The following is a 20,515-nucleotide window of genomic DNA, read 5'->3' on the forward strand; positions in this document are numbered from 1 at the left end:
CGTACGGAACCGTTCCCGAGGAGTGTCATGGACGCACAAGTCATCGTCGTGGGCGCCGGTCCGGCCGGCATGATGCTCGCGGGCGAGCTACGGCTCGCGGGCGCCGACGTCATCGTTCTGGAGAAGCTGCCCGCGCGCACCGGAGAGTCGCGCGGCCTCGGCTTCACCGCCCGCACCATGGAGGTCTTCGACCAGCGTGGCCTGCTGCCCCGCTTCGGGGACATCGAGGTCAGCAACGTGGGCCACTTCGGCGGCCTGCCCGTCGACTTCGGTGTCCTGGACGGCGCCCACCAGGCCGCCAAAACGATCCCTCAGTCGGTCACCGAGACCGTCCTGGAGGAGTGGGCCGGCCGCCTCGGCGCCGACATCCGCCGCCGGCACGAGGTGCTGTCCGTCAAGGAGAAGGAGGACAGCGTCGAGGTCGAGGTGCGCGGCCCCGAGGGTGTGCACCGGCTGCGCGCCGAATACCTGGTGGGCTGCGACGGCGGCCGCTCGACCATCCGCAAGGCGGCCGGCTTCGACTTCCCCGGCACCCCCTCGACGCTGGAGATGTACCTCGCCGACGTCAAGGGCATCGAGCTGGAGCCCCGGATGATCGGCGAGACCCTGCCCGGCGGCATGGTCATGGTCGGCCCGCTGCCCGGCGGCATCACCCGCCTGATCATCTGCGAGCGCGGCACCCCGCCGCAGCGCCGGGACAAGCCGCCCACCTGGGCCGAGGCCGCGGCCGCCTGGGAGCGGCTGACCGGCGACGACATCTCGCACGCCGAAGCGGTGTGGGTCTCCTCCTTCGGTGACGGCACCCGCCTGGTCACCGAGTACCGGCGCGGCCGGATCCTGCTCGCCGGCGACTCCGCGCACATCCACCTCCCGGCCGGCGGCCAGGGCATGAACACGAGCATCCAGGACGCCGTGAACCTGGGCTGGAAACTCGGCGCGGTGGTCGGCGGCCGGGCCCCGGAGGGCTTGCTCGACACCTACCACGACGAACGGCACCCGGTCGGCGAGCGGCTGATGATGAACACCCGCGCCCAGGGCCTGCTGTTCCTGTCCGGCCCCGAGGTGCAGCCGCTGCGCGACGTGCTGAACGAACTGATCCGCTACCCCGAGGTCAGCAAGCACCTGGCCGCGATGGTCTCCGGCCTGGAGATCCACTACGACCTGGACGGCGGCGCGGGCGCCCTGCTCGGCCGGCGGCTGCCGAACGTGCCGCTCACCGGCCACTCCAGGGTGGCCTCCAGCACGGAGGCGCTGCGCGCCGGGCGGGGCGTGCTGCTCGACCTGGCCGGCAACCCGCGGCTGCGGGAGCGGGCCTGGGCCTGGCGGGACCGGGTGGACGTGGTGACGGCGACGGCGGACCTGCCGGCCGGCAGCCCGCTCGCGGACACCACGGCCGTGCTGGTCCGGCCCGACGGCTACGTGGCCTGGGTGGCGCCGGGCAGCCACGCGGATCTGCCGATGGCGCTGGAGCGGTGGTTCGGGCCGGCCCGGTGAGGCCGTGCCGCGGTTTGTCGTCGTGCGGCTGCCCCGCCGTCGTGGCTTGTCGCGCAGTTCCCCACGCCCCTTCGGGCGCTTTCCTCGAGGAGTTCTCATGCACAGCACCCTGATAGTCGCCCGGATGGAGCCGGCCCACAGCCAGGAAGTGGCCCGGCTGTTCAAGGAGTTCGACGAGACCGAGATGCCGCACCTGATGGGCACCCGGCGACGTGAGCTGTTCGCCTACCGCGGGCTGTACTTCCACCTCCAGCACTTCGACACCGACAACGGCGGCGAGCTGATCGAGTCGGCCAAGACCGACCCGCGGTTCGTGCAGATCAGCGAGGACCTGAAGCCGTTCATCCAGGCGTACGACCCGGCCACCTGGCGGTCTCCCGCCGACGCGGTCGCCACGCGCTTCTACGACTGGGAGGGCCGGGCGTGAACGCCAGGCGAGTGGTCATCACCGGGGTCGGGGTCATCGCCCCGGGCGGTGTCGGCACCAAGAACTTCTGGAACCTGCTCAGCGAGGGCCGCACCGCGACCCGCGGCATCACCTTCTTCGACCCGTCGTCCTTCCGGTCCCGGGTCGCCGCCGAGGTCGACTTCGACCCGGAGGAGCACGGGCTGAGCCCGCAGGAGATACGGCGCATGGACCGGGCGGCGCAACTGGCCGTCGTCAGCGCCCGCGAGGCCCTCGCCGACAGCGGCCTGGACCTGTCCGGCGCCGACCCGCACCGGGTCGGGGTCACCATCGGCAGCGCGGTCGGCGCGACCATGGGCCTGGACCAGGAGTACCGCGTGGTCAGCGACGGCGGCCGGCTCGACCTGGTCGACCACACCTACGCCGTCCCGCACCTCTACAACTACCTGGTGCCCAGCTCCTTCGCCGCCGAGGTCGCCTGGTCGGTGGGCGCCGAGGGCCCGGCCACCGTCGTCTCCACCGGCTGCACCTCGGGTCTGGACTCCGTCGGGCACGCCGTCGAGCTGATCCGGGAGGGCTCCGCCTGCGCGGTGATCGCCGGCGCCACCGACGCCCCGATCTCCCCGATCACGCTGGCCTGCTTCGACGCCATCAAGGCCACCACCCCGCGCAACGACGACCCCGAGCACGCCTCGCGCCCCTTCGACGGCACCCGCAACGGGTTCGTGCTGGGCGAGGGATCGGCCGTCTTCGTCCTGGAGGAGCTGGAGTCGGCCCGCAGCCGCGGCGCGCACATCTACGCCGAGATCGCCGGGTACGCCTCGCGCTGCAACGCCTTCCACATGACCGGACTGCGGCCGGACGGCGCCGAGATGGCCGAGGCGATCTCGGTCGCCCTGGACGAGGCCCGCCTGAACCCCGAGGCCATCGACTACATCAACGCGCACGGCTCAGGCACCAAGCAGAACGACCGGCACGAGACCGCCGCGTTCAAGAAGAGCCTCGGCGACCACGCGTACCGGACCCCGGTCTCCTCCATCAAGTCGATGGTCGGACACTCGCTCGGCGCGATCGGCTCCATCGAGATCGCCGCGTCCGTCCTCGCCATGGAGCACCACGTGGTGCCCCCGACCGCGAACCTGCACACCCCCGACCCCGAGTGCGACCTGGACTACGTCCCGCTCACCGCCCGCGAGCACCGCACCGACGCGGTGCTCACCGTGGGCAGCGGGTTCGGCGGCTTCCAGAGCGCGATGGTGCTCGCCCGACCGGAGAGGAACACGGCAGCATGAGCACGCGCACGGTTGTCACCGGGCTCGGCATCGCCGCGCCCAACGGACTGGGAACCGCCGACTACTGGGCGGCGGCCCGCGCCGGCAAGAGCGGCATTGCCCGGATCACCCGGTTCGACCCGTCCGGCTACCCGGCGAAACTGGCCGGGGAGGTCCCCGGGTTCAACGCCGGGGAGCACCTGCCGAGCCGGCTGCTCGCCCAGACCGACCACATGACCCGCCTCGCGCTCGTCGCGACGGACTGGGCGCTGGCCGACGCCGACGTCACCCCGGCCGACCTGCCCGCGTACGACATGGGCGTGGTCACCGCCAGTTCCTCCGGCGGCTTCGAGTTCGGCCAGGGGGAGCTGCAGAAGCTGTGGAGCCAGGGCAGTCAGTTCGTCTCGGCATACCAGTCGTTCGCCTGGTTCTACGCGGTCAACAGCGGTCAGATCTCCATCCGCAACGGGATGAAGGGGCCCAGCGGGGTCGTCGTCTCGGACCAGGCGGGCGGGCTCGAGGCACTGGCCCACGCCCGGCGGCAGATCCGCAAGGGGACCCAGCTCATCGTCTCCGGGGCGATCGACGCGTCCGTCTGCCCGTGGGGGTGGGTGGCGCAGCTGGCCAGCGACCGGCTGTCCACGTCCGAGGAGCCCGAGCGCTCCTACCTGCCGTTCGATCCGGCCGCGGCCGGGCACGTGGCCGGCGAGGGCGGGGCGATCCTGATCCTGGAGGCCGAGGAGACGGCCGTACGGCGCGGCGCGCGGGTGTACGGGGAGATCGCCGGGTACGGCGCCACCTTCGACCCGGCGCCGGGCAGCGAGCGGCCGCCGGGGCTGCGCAAGGCCGTCGAACTGGCCCTCGCCGACGCCGGCGTGGACGCGGCCGACGTGGACGTCGTGTTCGCCGACGCGGCGGCCGTGCCGGAGCTGGACCGGGTGGAGGCGGACGCGCTGAGCGACGTCTTCGGCCCGCACGGCGTGCCGGTGACCGCGCCGAAGACGATGACCGGGCGGCTGTACTCGGGTGCGGCGCCGCTGGACGTGGCGACGGCACTCCTCGCCATCAGGGACGGGGTCGTGCCGGCGACGGTGCACGTCTCGCCGGAGGCGGGCTACGACCTCGACCTGGTGGTGGGGGAGGCCCGGCTGACCGAGGTGCGCACGGCGCTGGTGCTGGCGCGCGGCCACGGCGGCTTCAACTCGGCGATGGTCGTGCGGGCCTGACGCGCCGTGGGGGGGCGCGGCCGGGGGCCGGGCGCCGGCCCGCCCGGGCCGCGCGCGCCGGTGCCCGCCCCCCCCCAGGGCCCGGGCGGCTACACCGGGGCGTGGGGGGGGCGGGCCTGCGGCGCGGGGGGGGCGCGCGCCGGGGCCCCGGCCGCGCCCCCGCCGTGGCCGAGCTCGCGGTTCCCCGCGCCCCCGAGGGGGCGCGGCGGCACTGCGCAAGCGCCGGTCAGCGTCCCCACCCTCAGCCCCCGCCGTCCCCCGCCCCCCAAAGACACACCCGCCCTTCCGGCCCACCACTCTCTCCCACGCCGGGCCGGAAGGGCGGGTGTTCCCGTTCGTGGAAACGATTCGCAGAACCGAAAGGAAGATCACCGTGGCCACCCAGTCCTTCACCCTCGACGACCTCAAGCGGATCCTGCTGGAGGCCGCCGGTGCCGACGAGAGCGTCGACCTCGACGGGGACATCCTCGACACCGACTTCGAGGAGCTCAGCTACGAGTCGCTCGCCATCCTGGAGACCTGCGGGCGCATCGAGCGGGAGTACGCCATCACGCTCGACGACTCCGTGGTGACCGAGGCCAAGACCCCCCGCGAGCTGCTCGCCCTCGTCAACACCCAGCTCGGTGACGTCACCGCCACCGCCGCCTGACCACGCTCCGTCCCCTCCTGCCGCCGGCGCCCGCCCCCGATCGTTCCGGGCGCCGGCGGCACCCCCACGCCCTGTGCACGACCCCCACGCCCTGTGCACGACCCGAACGCCCTGAAAGGGAGCGGCAGACATGTCCGAACAGCAGCAGAAGGTCGCCCTGGTCTCCGGGGCCACCAGCGGGATCGGCCTCGCCTCGGCGCGGCTGCTGGCCCAGCAGGGCCACCGCGTCTTCATCGGCTCCCGCGACGCCGCCAACGTGGAGCGGACCGTCAAGGAACTGCGCGCGGAGGGCCTGGAGGTCGACGGCGCCACCCTCGACGTCCGGTCCGCGCTGTCCATCGCGAACTTCGTCCAGGCCGCCGTCGACCGCTACGGCACCGTCGACGTCCTGGTCAACAACGCCGGCCGGTCCGGCGGCGGGGTCACCGCCGACATCGACGACGAACTCTGGTACGACGTCGTCGAGACCAACCTCAACAGCGTCTTCCGCCTCACCCGCGCCGTCCTCACCACCGGCGGCATGCGGGACAAGAGCCGCGGCCGGATCATCAACATCGCCTCGACCGCCGGCAAGCAGGGCGTGGTCCTCGGTGCGCCGTACTCCGCCTCCAAGCACGGCGTGGTGGGCTTCACCAAGGCCCTCGGCAACGAGCTGGCCCCCACCGGCATCACCGTCAACGCGGTCTGCCCGGGATACGTCGAGACGCCCATGGCCCAGCGCGTCCGGGCCGGCTACGCGGCCGCCTACGCCACCTCCGAGGACGCCATCCTCGACAAGTTCCAGGCGAAGATCCCGCTCGGCCGCTACTCCACGCCCGAGGAGGTCGCCGGACTCGTCGGCTACCTCGCCTCCGACACCGCCGCCTCCATCACCGCCCAGGCCCTGAACGTCTGCGGCGGCCTCGGCAACTTCTGAAAACCCCGGCACCCTCTAGGAGTTCACGCATGTCCGAGCCGAAGGAAGTCGAGCACGAGATCACGATCTCGGCGCCGGCCGCCGAGGTCTACCGGCTGATCGCCGACGTGGCCAACTGGCCGCGGATCTTTCCGCCGACCATCTACGTCGACCACCTGGAGCGCTCCGCCGACCAGGAGCTGATCGGGATCTGGGCCACCGCCAACGGCGAGGCCAAGAACTGGACGTCGCACCGGGTGCTGGACCCCGCCGGTCTGCGGATCACCTTCCGGCAGACGGTCTCCACCCCGCCCGTCGCGAGCATGGGCGGCACCTGGATCATCGAGCCGCTCGACGACGCCAGTGCCCGGGTCCGGCTGCTGCACGACTACACCGCCGTCGACGACGACCCGGCCGGGCTCGCCTGGATCGACGAGGCCGTCGACCGCAACTCCCGCTCCGAACTGGCCGCGCTGAAGACCAACATCGAACTCGCCACCGCCTCCGAGGAACTGACCTTCTCCTTCGAGGACACCGTCGAGGTCGACGGCTCCGCCAAGGACCTCTACGACTTCGTCAACGAGGCCGACCGCTGGTCCGAGCGGCTGCCGCACGTGGCGACCGTCCGCCTCACCGAGGACACCCCGGGCCTGCAGACCCTGGAGATGGACACCCGCGCCAAGGACGGCTCGACGCACACCACCAAGTCCTACCGGGTCTGCCTGGACGGCCGGAAGATCGCCTACAAGCAGACCACCCTGCCGGCCCTGATGAACCTGCACACCGGCTACTGGACGTTCCGCGAGACCGACGAGGGCACCTTCGCCTCCTCGCAGCACACCGTCGTGCTGCGCCCGGAGAACATCGAGAAGATCCTCGGCCCGGACGCCGGAGTCGCCGAGGCCCGCGCGTACGTGCAGGGCGCGCTCAGCACCAACAGCCGCGCCACCCTGAACCACGCCAAGGCGTACGCCGAAGCGAGGCGCTGACCCATGGCCGGTGCCGACGCTGTCGAGACGCATGTCGTGGTGGTCGGCGCCGGACCCGTCGGGCTGATGCTCGCCGGGGAACTGCTGCTCGGCGGCGCCGAAGTGACCGTACTGGAAAGCCTGGACGCCCCGACCACGGAGTCGCGGGCGTCCACCCTGCACGCCCGCACCATGGAACTGCTGCGCCAGCGCGGCCTGCTCGACGGGCCCGGCGGCTTCGGCGACCCCGAGCCGCCGCCCCAGGAGCCGCGCGGCCACTTCGGCGGCCTCCCGCTCGACCTCACCCTGCCCAGCAGCCACCCCGGCCAGTGGAAGGTGCCGCAGACCCGCACCGAGGAACTCCTCGGCGCCTGGGCGCGCCGGCTCGGGGCCCGGGTGCTGCGCGGCCACCGGGTCGTGGCGCTGCGGCAGGAGCCCGACCGGGTGCTCGTCACCGCCGAACGCGGCGGCGAACGGCGGGAGTTCACCGCACGGTACGTGGTCGGCTGCGACGGCGAGCACTCCGTCGTACGCCGCCTCGCGGGCATCGCCTTCCCCGGCGACGACGCCGGACGGGAGCTGATCCGCGCCGACGTCGACGGCATCGACATCCAGAACCGGCGCTTCCAGCGGCTCCCGAACGGACTCGCCATCGCGGCCCGCCGCGGCGACGGCGTCACCCGCGTCATGGTCCACCGGTTCGGCACCCCGCCCCGCGGCTCGGGCGAGGCGGAGTTCGCCGACATCGTGACCGCCTGGCGGGACGTCACCGGCGAGGACATCGCCCACGGCACCCCGCTGTGGGTCAACTCCTTCGGCGACGCCTCCCGGCAGGCCGAGCAGTACCGCACCGGCCGCGTGCTGCTGGCCGGCGACGCGGCCCACCAGCAGATGCCGATCGGCGGCCAGGCCCTGAACCTCGGCCTCCAGGACGCCGTCAACCTGGGCTGGAAGCTAGCGGCCACCGTCCTCGGCCGGGCCCCGGCGCACCTGCTGGACACCTATCACGACGAACGGCACGCGGTCGGACGGCGCGTCCTGTCCAACATCCGCGCCCAGGCCCGGCTGCTGCTCGGCGGCCCCGAGGTGGACCCGGTCCGCTCGGTCGTCGGCGAACTCACCTCGTACGAGAACGTCCGCGCCCACCTCGCCGGGATGATCAGCGGTCTCGACGTGCGGTACGGCGACGCCCCGCCGGGCGACGAGCCCGGTCCCGTCGGCGCACGGCTGCCCGAGCTGCGGCTCGACTCGGGCGCGACCACCGCCGACCTGCTGCACTCCGCGCGCGGGCTGCTGCTCGTCACGGACGGGTCGCTGACCGGGGCGGCCGGCGACTGGTCGGCCTCCGTCGACACGGTCACCGCCCGCCCCCGGGACACCGGCCCGCTCTCCTTCGGAGCCGTGCTCGTACGACCCGACGGTTACGTCGCCTGGGCGGGCGGCTCCGCGGACGGACTGCGCGAGGCCCTCGGCCGCTGGTTCGCACCCGTGACGGCCGTCCCGGCCGCCCCGTCCGCCGCGCACACCGGCACGCGATCACCACAACTGACTGGCAGGAGAAGAAAGATGGGCAACCTGACGGGAAAGACCGCCCTGGTCACCGGCGCCAGCCGGGGCATGGGCCGGGCCACCGCCGAGCGGCTCGCCGCCGACGGCGCGCTGGTCGCCGTGCACTACGGCACCAGCGAGGAGGCCGCCGCCGAGGTGGTCACCGGGATCGAGAAGGACGGCGGCCGGGCGTTCGCGGTCAAGGCCGAACTGGGCACGCCCGGCGACGTCCACGAGCTGTTCCTGGCCGTCGAGGCCGGGCTGAAGGAGCGCACCGGCGAGACCGACCTGAACATCCTGGTCAACAACGCCGGTGTGATGGGCGGTGTCAAGGCCGAGGACACCACCCCGGAGCAGTTCGACCGGATCTTCGCCGTCAACGCGAAGGCGCCGTTCTTCGTCATCCAGCGCGCCCTGGCCAACATGCCCGACGGCGGCCGCATCGTGAACATCTCCTCGGGCCTGACCCGGTTCGCCAACCCGGACGAGATCGCCTACGCCATGAGCAAGGGCGCGGTGGAGCAGCTGGCGCTCCACTACGCCAAGCTGCTCGGCCCGCGCGGGATCACCGTCAACAGCGTCGCCCCGGGCATCACCCGCAACGGCAACCCGGTGTTCGGCATCCCCGAGGCCGTCGAGGCCATGTCGGCGCTGTCCACCTTCAACCGGGTCGGCGAACCGCAGGACGTCGCCGACGTCATCGCCTTCCTCGTCTCCGACGACGCCCGCTGGGTCACCGGCTCCTTCGTCGACGCGAGCGGCGGCACGCTCCTCGGGTGACGCGGTGACCAGGACCCTTCCGTCACCGGTCGCCGCCGGTCCGGACGAGCGGTTCGGCCCCCGCCTGTGGGGCCTGCTGCTCGTCCTCGCCGGCAACATGCTCATCGACGCGCTGGAGGTGTCCGTCGCGGTGGTGGCGCTGCCCGCCATCGGCACGGACCTCGGCGCCGCGCCGACCGTCACCCAGTGGGCGATGACCGGCTTCGCCGCGGGCTTCGGCGGACTGCTGCTGTTCGGCGCCCGCGCGGTGACCCTGCTCGGCCGCCGCCCGGTCTACCTCGCGGCGCTGCTCGCCTTCGCCGCGGCCTCCGTGCTCAGCGCCCTCGCCCAGGACCCGTGGCTGCTGCTGGCCACCCGCCTGGTCAAGGGCTTCTGCGCGGCCCTCACCGCCCCCACCGGCCTCGCCATCATCACCAGCACCTTCCCCGAGGGCAGGCAGCGCAGCCGGGCGGTCTCGGTCTACACCCTGTTCGGCGCGGGCGGCTTCACGGCCGGCCTGATCCTCTCCGGCTGGCTGACGGAGACCTCCTGGCGCTGGGCGTTCGCGTTCCCGGCGCCGGTGGTGCTGGTGCTGTTCGCGTTCGGGCTGGCCGTGATTCCGAAGGAAGCCGACCCGAACTTCCCGACGAGGAGCGGTGACAGCGCCCCGAAGGGGCGCGGGGCCGTCCTGGACCTGCGGCCACCGCCGCGCGGGCGCGACCTGCCCCAGCGGCGCCGCACCATCGCCACGACGGCACAGCGCTACGACCTCCCCGGCGCCCTCACCCTCCTGGCGGCCCTCCTCGCCCTCGTCCAGGGCATCACCCGGCTCCCCGGCCACGGCTGGAGCGACCCGAGAGCCGTCGGGCCGCTCTGCCTGGCCGTCGTGCTGCTGGCGGTGTTCTGCCTCGTCGAGCGCGGCGCGCCCCACCCGCTGCTCACGTTCGGCCCCTCCGTGCGCGGCAACCCCGCCCTGCTCCGCTCCGCCGCGGGCGCCGCCTGTCTCAACGGCTCCTACCTGGGCCTCCTGTTCGTCCTCACCTACCAGACCCAGACCCTGGCCCACTGGTCCCCGCTGCGCGCGGCCCTCGCCCTCACCCCGGCCGCCGTACCCCCGGCACTGACCGCGCTGGCCTCCGGCCGCCTGGTCGCCAGGTTCGGCGCCCCTCGCCTGATCGTGGCCGGTGCCGCCTGCGCGTTCGCCGGTTACCTGCTCCAACTGCGGCCGCACTCCTGGCCGTTGGACTATCCCGGCCGGATGCTGCCCACGCTGCTGCTGGTCGGCGCCGGCTTCGTGCTGTCCTTCGCCGCGCTGAACATGCAGGCGATGTCCCGCCTCGCGCCCGCGGACAGGCTCACCGGCAGTGGCCTGTACCAGACGGCCGTACAGCTCGCCGCGGTCGTCACCGTCGCCGTCGTCGCCGCCCTGCTCGTCGCCGGGACACCCGCGGCGGGCGCCGGCCCGGCCGCCGCGGCGGACGCCTGCCGGCCCGCGCTGACCCTGGTCGCCGTCCTCGGCTTCCTGGGCCTGCTCGTCGGCCTCACCGGCCTGCTCCGGAGAACCCCACCCTCCTCACTCCATCACGGGGAATGACCATGGACCAGACAACGCAGAGCTGGGTCTTCGACGACCTGGAGGACGAATTAGACGATCTGGACTACGAGTTCGAGCGCGACCAGGTCGTCGAGGTGATCCCGCCCAGCCTGCCGCACCTCGCCTCCGCCGGCCTCGCCGAACGCACCCGGATCATCGACGCGTACGTGCGCGGCGAACTCGCCCGGGTCCTGCGGGTGTCACCCGAGAGCATCGACACCGTGGGCCGCCCGATGAACAGCCTGGGCATCGGCTCCATCAACGGCCTGGAACTCCAGCGCCGGATGGAGGCCGCGCTCGGCGTGGACGTCAACCTCAACCGGCTGCTGCGCGCCAACAGCGCCGCCGAGCTGGTGGAGTGCCTGGCCGGACAGCTCGGTCCGGAGGACAGCCCGCACAAGCACGCCGGGAGGGCCGAGTACCACCTGGTCGCGCACGACATACCGAGCCCGACGTGATCGGGCGGATGCCGGTCCTGCGGTCCGGCACCGAAACCCTCGCGGCCGCGCCCCGGCTGCCGGCCGTCGGGCAGCTGGACGTCTGGATGGTCCGCCGGGCGCCGCTGGAGACCGCGGCCGAACTGCTCGACCTGACCGAGCTGAGCGAGGCGGAACGACGGCGGACCGCGTCCTTCGTCCGGCCCACGGACGGGGTGACGTACGCCTCCGCGCACGTCGCCCTGCGCCGGCTGCTCGGCGCCTACCTGGGGCTGGCCCCCCAGGACGTGCCGTTCGTGCGCGAGCCCTGCCCGGGCTGCGCCGAGCCGCACGGCCGCCCGGCCGTCGCCCACCCCGACCCGCCGCTGCACTTCTCGCTGGCGCACAGCCACGGCATGGCCGTGATCGCCGTCTCCCGGACGGTCGTCGGCGCCGACGTGGAGCGGCTGCCGCGGGCCGAGACGGTCGAGGTGTGCGCCCCGGCCCTCCACCCCGGGGAGCAGGCGGAGCTGGCGGCGCTCGACGACGCGAGCCGGCGGCGCGCGGCCTTCGGGCGGCTGTGGACCCGCAAGGAGGCCTACCTCAAGGCGCTGGGCACCGGTCTGTCCCGCGACCCCGGCCACGACTACCTCGGTGCCGACCGGCACCGCAGGCCGGCCGGCTGGACGCTGCTCGACCTGCCGTCCGGGCCCCGGCACAACGCGGCCGTCGCCGTGCGCGGCGGGGCCCCCGAGCAGGTCACCGTGCGCTGGGTGCCGCCCTACGCGCTGTACGCCGGACAGACGGTCGACCTGGACGCCGACGGCACCGTGGGCGTGCCCGTGCACCGGGGCACCGACGGCACGAACACCGCAGTATCCGACTGGGGAGCGTGACCCACCAATGTCACTCGAACAGAAAGCCGACCGACCGAGCCTGCACGACCGCGAGCACCGCGGCCAGTGGAGCGCCACCGAGCGGATCGAGGAACTCGGTCTCATGAAGGAGGCCGCCCGGCACGGCGATCCGCTCGCCACCGAGCGCCAGCACGCCAAGGGCAAGCTCACCGCCTACGAGCGCATCGAACTCCTGCTCGACGAGGGGTCGTTCAACGAGGTCGAGATGCTCCGCCGGCACCGGGCCACCGGCTTCGGCCTGGAGAAGAAGCGGCCGTACACCGACGGCGTGATCACCGGCTGGGGCACCGTCCACGGCCGTACCGTCTTCGTCTACGCGCACGACTTCCGCATCTTCGGCGGTGCCCTCGGCGAGGCCCACGCCCAGAAGATCCACAAGATCATGGACATGGCCGTCTCGGCCGGCGCCCCGCTGGTGTCCCTCAACGACGGCGCCGGCGCCCGGATCCAGGAGGGCGTCTCCGCGCTCGCCGGCTACGGCGGCATCTTCCAGCGCAACACCCGCGCCTCCGGGGTGATCCCGCAGATCAGCGTGATGCTCGGCCCGTGCGCGGGCGGCGCCGCCTACTCGCCGGCGCTGACCGACTTCGTCTTCATGGTCCGGGACATCGCGCAGATGTTCATCACCGGACCGGACGTCGTCAAGGCGGTGACCGGCGAGGAGATCAGCCAGAACGACCTCGGCGGCGCCGACGTCCACGCCACCGCCTCCGGCGTCGCCCACTTCGCCTACGACGACGTGCGCAGCTGCCTGGAGGACGTACGGCACCTGCTGTCGCTGCTGCCCTCCAACAACCGCGACCTGCCGCCCCGGGTGCCGACCGAGGACCCCGCCGACCGGCGCACCGACCGCCTCCTGGAACTGGTCCCGGACGATCCCGGCCGGGTCTACGACATCCGGTCCGTCATCGAGGAGATCGTCGACGACGGCGACTACTTCGAGATCCAGCCCAGCTTCGCGACCAACGTGGTGTGCGCGCTGTCCCGGCTGGACGGCGAGGTCGTCGGCATCGTCGCCAGCCAGCCGGCGTCCTTCGCGGGCGTCCTGGACATCGACGCCAGCGAGAAGGCGGCGCGGTTCGTGCAGTTCTGCGACGCGTTCAACATCCCGCTGGTCACCCTGATCGACGTGCCGGGCTTCCTGCCGGGCGTCGACCAGGAGCACAACGGCATCATCCGGCGCGGCGCGAAGCTGCTGTACGCCTACTGCAACGCCACCGTGCCGCGCATCTCCCTGGTGCTGCGCAAGGCCTACGGCGGCGCCTACATCGTCATGGACTCCCGTTCCATCGGCACCGACCTGGCGCTGGCCTGGCCGTCCAACGAGATCGCCGTGATGGGCGCGGAGGGCGCGGCGAACGTCATCTTCCGCCGGGAGATCGCGGCCGCGGACGACCCCGAGTCCACCCGCGCGCAGAAGATCAAGGAGTACCAGGCGGAGCTGATGCACCCCTACTACGCGGCCGAACGCGGTCTGATCGACGACGTCATCGACCCGCGGCAGACCCGTGGCACCCTGATCCGCGCCCTCGCGATGCTGCGCGGCAAGCAGGCCGACCTGCCGTGCCGCAAGCACGGCAACCCGCCGCAGTGACGGCCGCCCGGACCGCGGCGCCCGCCGCGGTGGACGCCACCCTCACCGGCGGCCCGCGCGTCGCCGGCGGCGCGAAGGCCGCCGGCGGTGCCACCGGTCCCGCCGGCCAGGACGGCGCGCTGGTCATCAAGGTCGTCAAGGGCACGGCGGGCCCCGCCGAGCTGGCCGCGCTGACCACCGTCCTGCTGGCCCGCGCGGCCGCCCTGGCCGCCGCGGACCCGTGCCCGCTGGAGCCCCGCCCGGTGGCCGGCTGGCGCCGCCCGGAACGCCTCGCGGCGCACCGCGACCCCCGCGGCTGGCGGGTCGCGGGTTCACCCGCGGCCTGACCCGGCCCCTCACCCGAATTGGAGCCACGGACCCCATGACGTCCCCGTCCCTCGACCGGGCCGCCACGGTCCTCGAACTGCGTGCCGAACTCGACGCCCTGCGCGCCGAGTTCACCGCACTCGCGGACCGTGCGGCCGTCGCCGAACTGATCGACCGCTACATCACCCTGCTCGACACCCAGGACGAGAACGGCTTCGACCCCGCCTGGCCGGCCGCGGTCTTCACCGAGGACTGCCGCCTGGAGTTCCCGGTCGGCACCGTCGAGGGCCGCGACCAGGCCGCCGCCTTCCACTACGACCGCAAGTCCCGCTTCGCCCGCACCCACCACCTGGCCGCCAACTACGGCATCCGGGTGGACGGGGACACCGCGCGGATCCGCATCCACCTCGTCGCGTCCCACGTGCACCACGGCGACGGTCCGGACCCGGACGGCCGCTTCGACATCGGCGGCCACAGCGAGGGCGAGGCGGTCCGCACCCCGGAGGGCTGGCGGCTCAGCCGCTGGCGCTTCCACCTGATGTGGTCCGACGGCGCGGGCCCGCGCCCCGGCCCCGACCCCGACGTACTGCGCAGTTCCCAGCCCCGCCCACGCCAGACGAAAGGACGATGAGACCGTGTCAGGTACACCGACCACCGCGCTCGACCTGGGCGCCCTGCGCGAGACTCCCGGCGACGACCGCCGGCGCGCCTTCGAGACCTTCCTCTGCCGGAATCTGGCCCAGCACCTGGACATCCCGCCGGCCCACCGCATCGCCCGCGACCGTCCCCTCTACACCCAGGGCATCGACTCCCTCACGGCCCTGACCCTCCAGCGCACCCTGGAGTCGGCCCTGAACATCCCGGTGCCCGCCCACCACCTCCTGCGCGAGCAGTCGGTGGGCGAACTGGCCGCGACACTCAGCGACTTGGTGGACCGGACCTGAGCCTCGCGGACGCTCCTGTGCCGTTGGGTGCGAGATGCCCGGCATCTGGCACCCAACGGCACAGCAGCCCTCCGACAACGATGTCGGAATCGGGTTCGCGCCGGGCCCGGCGCGCGGCGCGTGGCATGCTGAGGGCCGGACGGACCGAGAGGCGGCGGACGCGATGGACTGGGCGCGGTTCGCGCAGCAGCTGGCGGCGATGGCGCGCGACCTGCTGGCGCAGGAGTCGGTCGACGCCACCCTGGCGCGGATCACCGGCTCGGCCACGGAACTGGTGGAGGGCTGCGACGCGGCCGGCATCCTGGTGCTGCGCGGCACGGAGGTGCGCACGCTCGCGCCCACGGACCGGCTGGTCGTCGAGAGCGACCGGCTCCAGGAGCGGCTCGCCGAGGGGCCGTGCTTCGACGTCGCCCAGGCCGAGACCGACGAGCGGGTGTTCCGCATCCGCGACTTCACCCGCGAGCAGCCCCGCTGGCCCGCCTACGCGCCCGCGGCCCACCGGCTGGGCGTGGGCAGCATGATGGGCTTCCTGCTGTACACCGAGGACGAGGAACTGGGCGCGCTGAACGTCTACTCCCGCCGCCCCGGGGCCTTCACTGAGGCCAGTGAACTGGCCGGCTGGCTGCTCGCCTCCCACGGGGCGGTCGCCTTCTCCAGCGCCCGCACCCAGGCCCAGCTGGAACAGGCCGTCGCCACTCGGCACGTGATCGGCGAGGCCATGGGCATCCTGATGGGCGGCCACCACCTCTCCGAGGAGGAGGCCTTCGGCGTGCTGCGCCGCTACTCGCAGGAGAACAACGTCAAACTCCGCGAGGTCGCCCGCCGGATCTGCGAAGAGGGCCCGCTGCCCTGAGCACCGCGGGTGACCGGTGACCGGCCTTCCGTGCCCGCGGGCGCCGCGTGCGCCCGGTGGGGACGAGCCGTCTTCTGGGCGCCCCCGGCAGGACTCGAACCTGCGGCCAAGCGCTTAGAAGGCGCCTGCTCTATCCACTGAGCTACGGGGGCTCGCTGTGCTGGCCTCGCACGTCCTGCCCTGGCCGGACCGGACCGTGACGGTGCCGGGGACAAGGATAGAACTCCCCGGTCCTCGTCCCGGTTGCTTCGCCTCCGTGGCTCGATGTGGAGGTTCGGTGAAGCGGTCCTGATAATCGCAGGCAGGTACGAATCGTGCATCGCTTTTGGCGCCTGACGCACCGGGTGTTGTGCACTCGTTATGCCTGGACTGTGCCTCCGTCCCGGTCGTCCCTTCCGCCCGTTGTGTCCTGTCGGCGCGCAGACATGTCTATATGCTTCAGAATTCCCCTAAAATTGGGCATTCTTCGCATGTGGTGACCTTGGACGTACGGCCCCAGCTGCTCGACACGCTCTCCGCTCTGCGCGACCGTGTCGCCGCCGCACGCTTCCCGCTGCCCCTGGCCGGGGCCGCACGCGCGCGTGCCAATCGCGACGAACTGCTCGCCCAGCTCGACGACTATCTGGTGCCCCGGCTCAAAGAGCCCGAAGCGCCACTGCTCGCCGTCGTGGGCGGCTCCACCGGCGCGGGCAAGTCGACCCTCGTCAACTCCCTGGTGGGCCGCCGGGTCAGTGAGGCCGGCGTGCTGCGGCCCACGACCCGCACACCGGTACTGGTCTGTCATCCCGAGGACCATCACTGGTTCAGCGGCATGCGCGTGCTGCCCGAACTCACGCGCGTGTGGGTGCCGCACCAGGAGCCCGGCGACGACCCCCTCCTCCCCGGCGAGAACCCCGCGCGCGTGCTGCGGGTCGAGACCGTCGACAGCCTCCCGCGCGGACTGGCCCTCCTCGACGCACCCGACATCGACTCCCTCGTCGTCGACAACCGGGTCCTCGCCGCCGAACTGATCTGCGCCGCCGACATCTGGGTGATGGTCACGACGGCCGCGCGCTACGCGGACGCCGTCCCCTGGCACCTGCTGCGCACCGCCAAGGAGTACGACGCCACCCTGGTGACGGTCCTCGACCGGGTACCGCACACGGTCGTCTCGGAGGTCTCCCGGCAGTACGGCGCCCTCCTCACCAAGGCCGGACTCGGCGAGGTGCCCCGGTTCACGGTGCCCGAGCTGCCCGAGTCCGCCTGGGGCGGCGGCCTGCTCCCGGCCACCGCCGTCGCCCCGCTGCGCGCCTGGCTCCTGCAGCAGGCCCAGGACCCCGGCGCCCGCCGGCAGACCCTGGCCCGCACCGCCCACGGCGTCCTCGACTCCCTCAAGGCCCGGCTGCCCGAGCTGGCCGGCGCCGCCGCCGCCCAGTACGCCGCGGCCCTTCGGCTGAACTCCGCCGTCGAGACGGCCTACGACAGCGAGCACACGCGCGTGCGCGGCCGGCTCCAGAGCGGCGCGGTCCTCGCCGGGGACGCCCTCAAACGCTGGCGCGCCTTCCCCGTCGACTGCGCCGCGGGCGAACTCCTGGACGCCCTGGTGGAGAGCCTCGCCGCGCTGCTGCTGTGCGCCGTCACCGCCGCCGACGAGCGGGTCGACGACTCCTGGCGCCGCGAACCCGCCTCCTCCGCCCCCGGACTCACCGACCGGGACCCCTCCCTGGAGAGCGCCGAGCACCGCATCGGCATCGCCGTCCGGCGCTGGCGGCGCGAGCTGGAGGAGTGCGCCGACGACGAGGTGCGCGAGCTGGACCGCAGCGTCGCACCGGACTCCGAGGGCGTCGCCGCCCTGGTGGCCACCGCGCTGCTCGGCGGGCGCCGCACCCGGGCCGCGGGGGAGCGGCTCGCCGAGCGCATCGGCGCCCACGGCGCGCTGCGGCTGCGGGACCGCGCCGGACGGCTGCTCGGGGAGCACGTGGACCGCGTCATGCACACCGAACGCGAACGCCGCCTCGCCCCGCTGGACGCCCTGGACGTCCACCCCGAGCCGCAGGCCGAACTCATCGCCGCCCTGTCCGTCCTCCAGAAGGAGAGGTGACCGGTGACCGCCGTCACTGACCACGACCACACGGATCGCATGGAACGCATGGATCACACCGGTGACTACACAGGCGACCGTCCGGGTGACGGCACCGGCGGGTACGCCGCCGACCGCGAGGGCGCCCCGACGGTGCCCGGCTCCGCGCAGGAACCGGGACGCGAGCCCGCGCGCGAGCCGGGACGACAGGCGGGGCACCGGCCGGGACGGGCGCCCGGACGGGAGACGGGCCGGGACGCCGGACACGAGACCGTGCCGGACCCCGGCCACGAACGGGGCGAGGACCCGGTGAGGGCCGCCGCGAAGGACACCGCGAAGGGCACCGCGATGGAGTCGGTCAGGGATTCGGGGAGGGACGCGGGGCAGGTCCGGGGACGGGAGCCGGGGACCGGCTCCGCGCAGGGCGCCGGGACGGACGCGTCCGCACCGGACCACCGCGGGGACGCCGCGCCCCGCCTCGCGAAGGACCCGGCACCGGAGGCGTCCGGCGACCGGCGTGAGGGGACCGGCGCGGACCCCGCGGACCGGCCCGGGGGTGCCGAGGGGACCGACACCGAGACCGTCCCGCACGCGCGCGGGCGGGAACAACGCGAGCAGCCGCAGCGCGATCAGCGGCAGGAGCGGCAGGAGCGGCAGCAGCCGGGCGAGACCGGCGGGGACGGCAGGGACGGCGAGGCCGGTGCCGAGGAGGACGTCTGGGACGACGGCCTCATCGCCCGCCGGGTCACCGAGACCGCCAAACCCGCCGTCCCCGTCGTGGAGACCCGGGGTCCGGGCGCCCCGCCCCCGGCCCCGCTGGCCTACGAGGGCCCGCTGCGCTCCCGCCTCGACGCGCTGCGCGAACTGGTCGGCCTCTCCCGCACCCGCCTCGACAGCCAGACCCTCTCCGAGGCCGGCCGGGTCCTCGACGAGGCCGCCGCCCGGCGCCGGCTCTCCGGCCAGCACACCGTCATCGCCATCGCCGGCGCCACCGGAAGCGGCAAGTCGCAGCTGTTCAACGCGCTCGCCGGCGTCGCCATCTCGGAGACCGGCGTACGGCGCCCGACCACCGCCGCGCCCATCGCGTGCAGCTGGAGCGACGGCAGCGCCGCCCTCATCGACCGGCTCGGCATCCCGGGCCGGCTGCGCCGCCGCCCCGTGCACAACCCGGAGGCGGACGCCCAGCTGCGCGGCCTGATCCTGATCGACCTGCCCGACCACGACTCGGCGGTGGTCCAGCACCGCGAACACGTCGACCGGATCCTGAAGCTGGTGGACGCGGTGATCTGGGTCGTCGACCCGGAGAAGTACGCCGACGCGGTGCTCCACGAGCGCTACCTGCGGCCCCTGTCCGGCCACGCCGAGGTCATGTTCATCGTCCTCAACCAGACCGACCGGCTGCCCGGCGAGGCCGCCGACCTGGTCCTGGACGACCTGCGCCGGGTGCTGGACGAGGACGGCGTCGCGCTCGGCGAGTACGGCGAACCGGGCGCCACGGTGCTGGCGCTGTCCGCGCTCACCGGCGAGGGCGTCGGCGAACTGCGCGAGTCCCTCGGCCAGTTCGTCTCCGAGCGGGGCGCCGCGGCGCGCCGGGTCGCCGCCGACGTCGACGCCGCCGCGGCCGGGCTGCGGCCCGTGTACGCCACCGGGCGCCGCGCCGGACTCAGCGAGGAGGCGCGCGAGGACTTCGCGGCCCGGCTCGCCGACGCGGTGGGCGCCACCGCCGCCGGCGACGCCGCCGAACGCGCCTGGCTGCGCAACGCCAACCGGGCCTGCGGCACCCCGTGGCTGAGGCTGTGGCGCTGGCACCAGGGACGCGCCGACCAGCCCACCGGACGCCTCCAGCAGGCCCAGCCGGAGGAGGAGGCCACCGCCCGCCAGCGCGTCGAGCAGGCCGTGCGCACGGTCTCCGACCGGGCCTCGGCGGGACTGCCCGCGCCGTGGGCACAGGCGGTGCGCGAGGCGGCCGTCCGCGGATCGCAGGGCCTACCGGAGGCGCTGGACGACCTCGCCACCCAGGCCGGGCTGCCGCCGGGCCGCCCGCCGCGGCCCGGCTGGTGGCCGGTGGCGGTGCTCGCCCAGGCCGCCATGACGCTCCTCCAGGTGGTCGGCGGGCTGTGGCTGGTCGGGCAGATCGCCGGGATGATGGCGCCCAATCTGGGCGTGCCGGTGCTGCTGATGGTCGCCGGCATCGTCGGCGGACCCCTGGTCGAATGGGGCTGCCGGATGGCCGCCCGGGGACCGGCCCGGCGGTACGGACTGGAGGCGGAACGCCGGCTGCGGGAGGCGGCGGCCGGGTGCGGCCGGGCCCGGGTGCTGGATCCGGTGGCGGCTGAGCTGCTGCGCTACCAGGAGGTGCGCGAGCAGTACGCGAGGGTGGCGCGCACGGGGGCCGGCGTGGGGTGAGGCCGCCTGGGGGAAACGGATCACTCGTGCGGGTGGTGGAGTTCTCCACAGGCCGGCGGCGGTCCACAGCGCTCGGCGGGGCCGCTCCGGCGGCGGCAGTCTGGGTCCCGCGGCGATCGCCACGAGGGCGGTGGCCGCGCAGGACACAGCCGTACGGGACGGGCCCGTGGGCGGATCCGGCCCGGCCGTGGCGGCCGGGCGAGGGAGGGA

Annotated in this window: 18 protein-coding genes and 1 tRNA gene; 18 read left to right on the top strand and 1 reads right to left on the bottom strand. The window is 73.8% G+C overall.

Annotated elements, in window-relative coordinates; all coding sequences use genetic code 11:
* The first annotated feature begins 27 nt into the window (after positions 1 to 27).
* The 16 genes from ACIRQ9_RS25090 to ACIRQ9_RS25165 all read left to right on the top strand — a co-directional run bounded on the left by ACIRQ9_RS25090 (position 28) and on the right by ACIRQ9_RS25165 (position 15,840).
* Entirely contained in the window at positions 28 to 1,494 is a 1,467-nt protein-coding gene (locus ACIRQ9_RS25090; protein ID WP_404177573.1) for an FAD-dependent monooxygenase, read from the top strand.
* A 97-nt stretch (positions 1,495 to 1,591) separates the two neighbouring features.
* On the top strand, positions 1,592 to 1,921 hold the full coding sequence (locus ACIRQ9_RS25095; RefSeq protein ID WP_351328191.1) for a TcmI family type II polyketide cyclase: 330 nt from the start codon (positions 1,592 to 1,594) through the stop codon (positions 1,919 to 1,921).
* Complete coding sequence (locus ACIRQ9_RS25100) at positions 1,918 to 3,192, top strand: beta-ketoacyl-[acyl-carrier-protein] synthase family protein (protein ID WP_404177576.1); 1,275 nt, start codon at positions 1,918 to 1,920, stop codon at positions 3,190 to 3,192. Before ACIRQ9_RS25095 ends, ACIRQ9_RS25100 begins: the two co-directional genes overlap by 4 nt.
* Positions 3,189 to 4,397 (top strand): ketosynthase chain-length factor, encoded by a 1,209-nt coding sequence (locus ACIRQ9_RS25105; RefSeq protein ID WP_404177579.1) that lies wholly within the window; start codon positions 3,189 to 3,191, stop codon positions 4,395 to 4,397. Before ACIRQ9_RS25100 ends, ACIRQ9_RS25105 begins: the two co-directional genes overlap by 4 nt.
* Before the next feature lie 373 nt (positions 4,398 to 4,770).
* Entirely contained in the window at positions 4,771 to 5,046 is a 276-nt protein-coding gene (locus ACIRQ9_RS25110; protein ID WP_404177582.1) for an acyl carrier protein, read from the top strand.
* A 130-nt stretch (positions 5,047 to 5,176) separates the two neighbouring features.
* A complete protein-coding gene (fabG, locus tag ACIRQ9_RS25115; RefSeq protein WP_404177585.1) occupies positions 5,177 to 5,962 on the top strand; it encodes a 3-oxoacyl-ACP reductase FabG in 786 nt (261 codons plus the stop codon).
* A gap of 29 nt (positions 5,963 to 5,991) precedes the next feature.
* Positions 5,992 to 6,930: an aromatase/cyclase gene (locus ACIRQ9_RS25120; protein ID WP_404177588.1), complete on the top strand. Its 939-nt coding sequence runs from the start codon at positions 5,992 to 5,994 to the stop codon at positions 6,928 to 6,930.
* Between the two features lie 3 nt (positions 6,931 to 6,933).
* Entirely contained in the window at positions 6,934 to 9,237 is a 2,304-nt protein-coding gene (locus tag ACIRQ9_RS25125; protein WP_404177591.1) for an SDR family oxidoreductase, read from the top strand.
* Positions 9,238 to 9,241: 4 nt separating this feature from the next.
* A complete protein-coding gene (locus ACIRQ9_RS25130) occupies positions 9,242 to 10,810 on the top strand; it encodes an MFS transporter (RefSeq protein ID WP_404177594.1) in 1,569 nt (522 codons plus the stop codon).
* Positions 10,811 to 10,812: 2 nt separating this feature from the next.
* Positions 10,813 to 11,268: an acyl carrier protein gene (locus ACIRQ9_RS25135; protein ID WP_404177597.1), complete on the top strand. Its 456-nt coding sequence runs from the start codon at positions 10,813 to 10,815 to the stop codon at positions 11,266 to 11,268.
* Complete coding sequence (locus tag ACIRQ9_RS25140) at positions 11,265 to 12,122, top strand: 4'-phosphopantetheinyl transferase family protein (protein ID WP_404177600.1); 858 nt, start codon at positions 11,265 to 11,267, stop codon at positions 12,120 to 12,122. The genes ACIRQ9_RS25135 and ACIRQ9_RS25140 overlap by 4 nt, the downstream gene beginning before the upstream one ends.
* 103 nt (positions 12,123 to 12,225) lie before the next feature.
* Entirely contained in the window at positions 12,226 to 13,737 is a 1,512-nt protein-coding gene (locus ACIRQ9_RS25145; protein WP_404177942.1) for an acyl-CoA carboxylase subunit beta, read from the top strand.
* Positions 13,734 to 14,063 (top strand): acyl-CoA carboxylase epsilon subunit, encoded by a 330-nt coding sequence (locus tag ACIRQ9_RS25150; RefSeq protein ID WP_404177603.1) that lies wholly within the window; start codon positions 13,734 to 13,736, stop codon positions 14,061 to 14,063. Before ACIRQ9_RS25145 ends, ACIRQ9_RS25150 begins: the two co-directional genes overlap by 4 nt.
* A 35-nt stretch (positions 14,064 to 14,098) precedes the next feature.
* A complete protein-coding gene (locus ACIRQ9_RS25155; RefSeq protein WP_404177606.1) occupies positions 14,099 to 14,674 on the top strand; it encodes a nuclear transport factor 2 family protein in 576 nt (191 codons plus the stop codon).
* Positions 14,675 to 14,678: 4 nt separating this feature from the next.
* Entirely contained in the window at positions 14,679 to 14,987 is a 309-nt protein-coding gene (locus ACIRQ9_RS25160; protein ID WP_404177609.1) for an acyl carrier protein, read from the top strand.
* A 163-nt stretch (positions 14,988 to 15,150) separates the two neighbouring features.
* Positions 15,151 to 15,840 carry a GAF and ANTAR domain-containing protein gene (locus ACIRQ9_RS25165; RefSeq protein ID WP_404177612.1) on the top strand — a complete coding sequence of 230 codons (690 nt, stop codon included), beginning with the start codon at positions 15,151 to 15,153 and terminating at the stop codon, positions 15,838 to 15,840.
* A 79-nt stretch (positions 15,841 to 15,919) separates the two neighbouring features.
* Here ACIRQ9_RS25165 and ACIRQ9_RS25170 read toward each other — a convergent pair.
* A tRNA-Arg gene (locus ACIRQ9_RS25170) sits at positions 15,920 to 15,992 on the bottom strand.
* Between the two features lie 320 nt (positions 15,993 to 16,312).
* On the opposite strand from ACIRQ9_RS25170, the gene ACIRQ9_RS25175 reads away from it, so the two are divergent.
* Complete coding sequence (locus ACIRQ9_RS25175; protein ID WP_404177615.1) at positions 16,313 to 17,920, top strand: dynamin family protein; 1,608 nt, start codon at positions 16,313 to 16,315, stop codon at positions 17,918 to 17,920.
* Positions 17,921 to 17,923: 3 nt separating this feature from the next.
* Positions 17,924 to 20,305 (top strand): GTPase, encoded by a 2,382-nt coding sequence (locus ACIRQ9_RS25180; protein ID WP_404177618.1) that lies wholly within the window; start codon positions 17,924 to 17,926, stop codon positions 20,303 to 20,305.
* Positions 20,306 to 20,515: the final 210 nt, after the last annotated feature.

Source organism: Streptomyces sp. NPDC101237 (genome assembly GCF_044767465.1).
GTDB classification, from domain to species: domain Bacteria; phylum Actinomycetota; class Actinomycetes; order Streptomycetales; family Streptomycetaceae; genus Streptomyces; species Streptomyces gramineus.

What these genes read in the sequence shown, in the direction of transcription:
- ACIRQ9_RS25135 (WP_404177597.1), top strand. Translation starts at nt 10,813, where the DNA reads ATGGACCAGACAACGCAGAGCTGGGTCTTCGACGACCTGGAGGACGAA.
- ACIRQ9_RS25155 (WP_404177606.1), top strand. Translation starts at nt 14,099, where the DNA reads ATGACGTCCCCGTCCCTCGACCGGGCCGCCACGGTCCTCGAACTGCGT.
- ACIRQ9_RS25120 (WP_404177588.1), top strand. Translation starts at nt 5,992, where the DNA reads ATGTCCGAGCCGAAGGAAGTCGAGCACGAGATCACGATCTCGGCGCCG.
- ACIRQ9_RS25125 (WP_404177591.1), top strand. Translation starts at nt 6,934, where the DNA reads ATGGCCGGTGCCGACGCTGTCGAGACGCATGTCGTGGTGGTCGGCGCC.
- ACIRQ9_RS25095 (WP_351328191.1), top strand. Translation starts at nt 1,592, where the DNA reads ATGCACAGCACCCTGATAGTCGCCCGGATGGAGCCGGCCCACAGCCAG.
- ACIRQ9_RS25105 (WP_404177579.1), top strand. Translation starts at nt 3,189, where the DNA reads ATGAGCACGCGCACGGTTGTCACCGGGCTCGGCATCGCCGCGCCCAAC.
- ACIRQ9_RS25090 (WP_404177573.1), top strand. Translation starts at nt 28, where the DNA reads ATGGACGCACAAGTCATCGTCGTGGGCGCCGGTCCGGCCGGCATGATG.
- fabG (WP_404177585.1), top strand. Translation starts at nt 5,177, where the DNA reads ATGTCCGAACAGCAGCAGAAGGTCGCCCTGGTCTCCGGGGCCACCAGC.
- ACIRQ9_RS25165 (WP_404177612.1), top strand. Translation starts at nt 15,151, where the DNA reads ATGGACTGGGCGCGGTTCGCGCAGCAGCTGGCGGCGATGGCGCGCGAC.
- ACIRQ9_RS25145 (WP_404177942.1), top strand. Translation starts at nt 12,226, where the DNA reads ATGAAGGAGGCCGCCCGGCACGGCGATCCGCTCGCCACCGAGCGCCAG.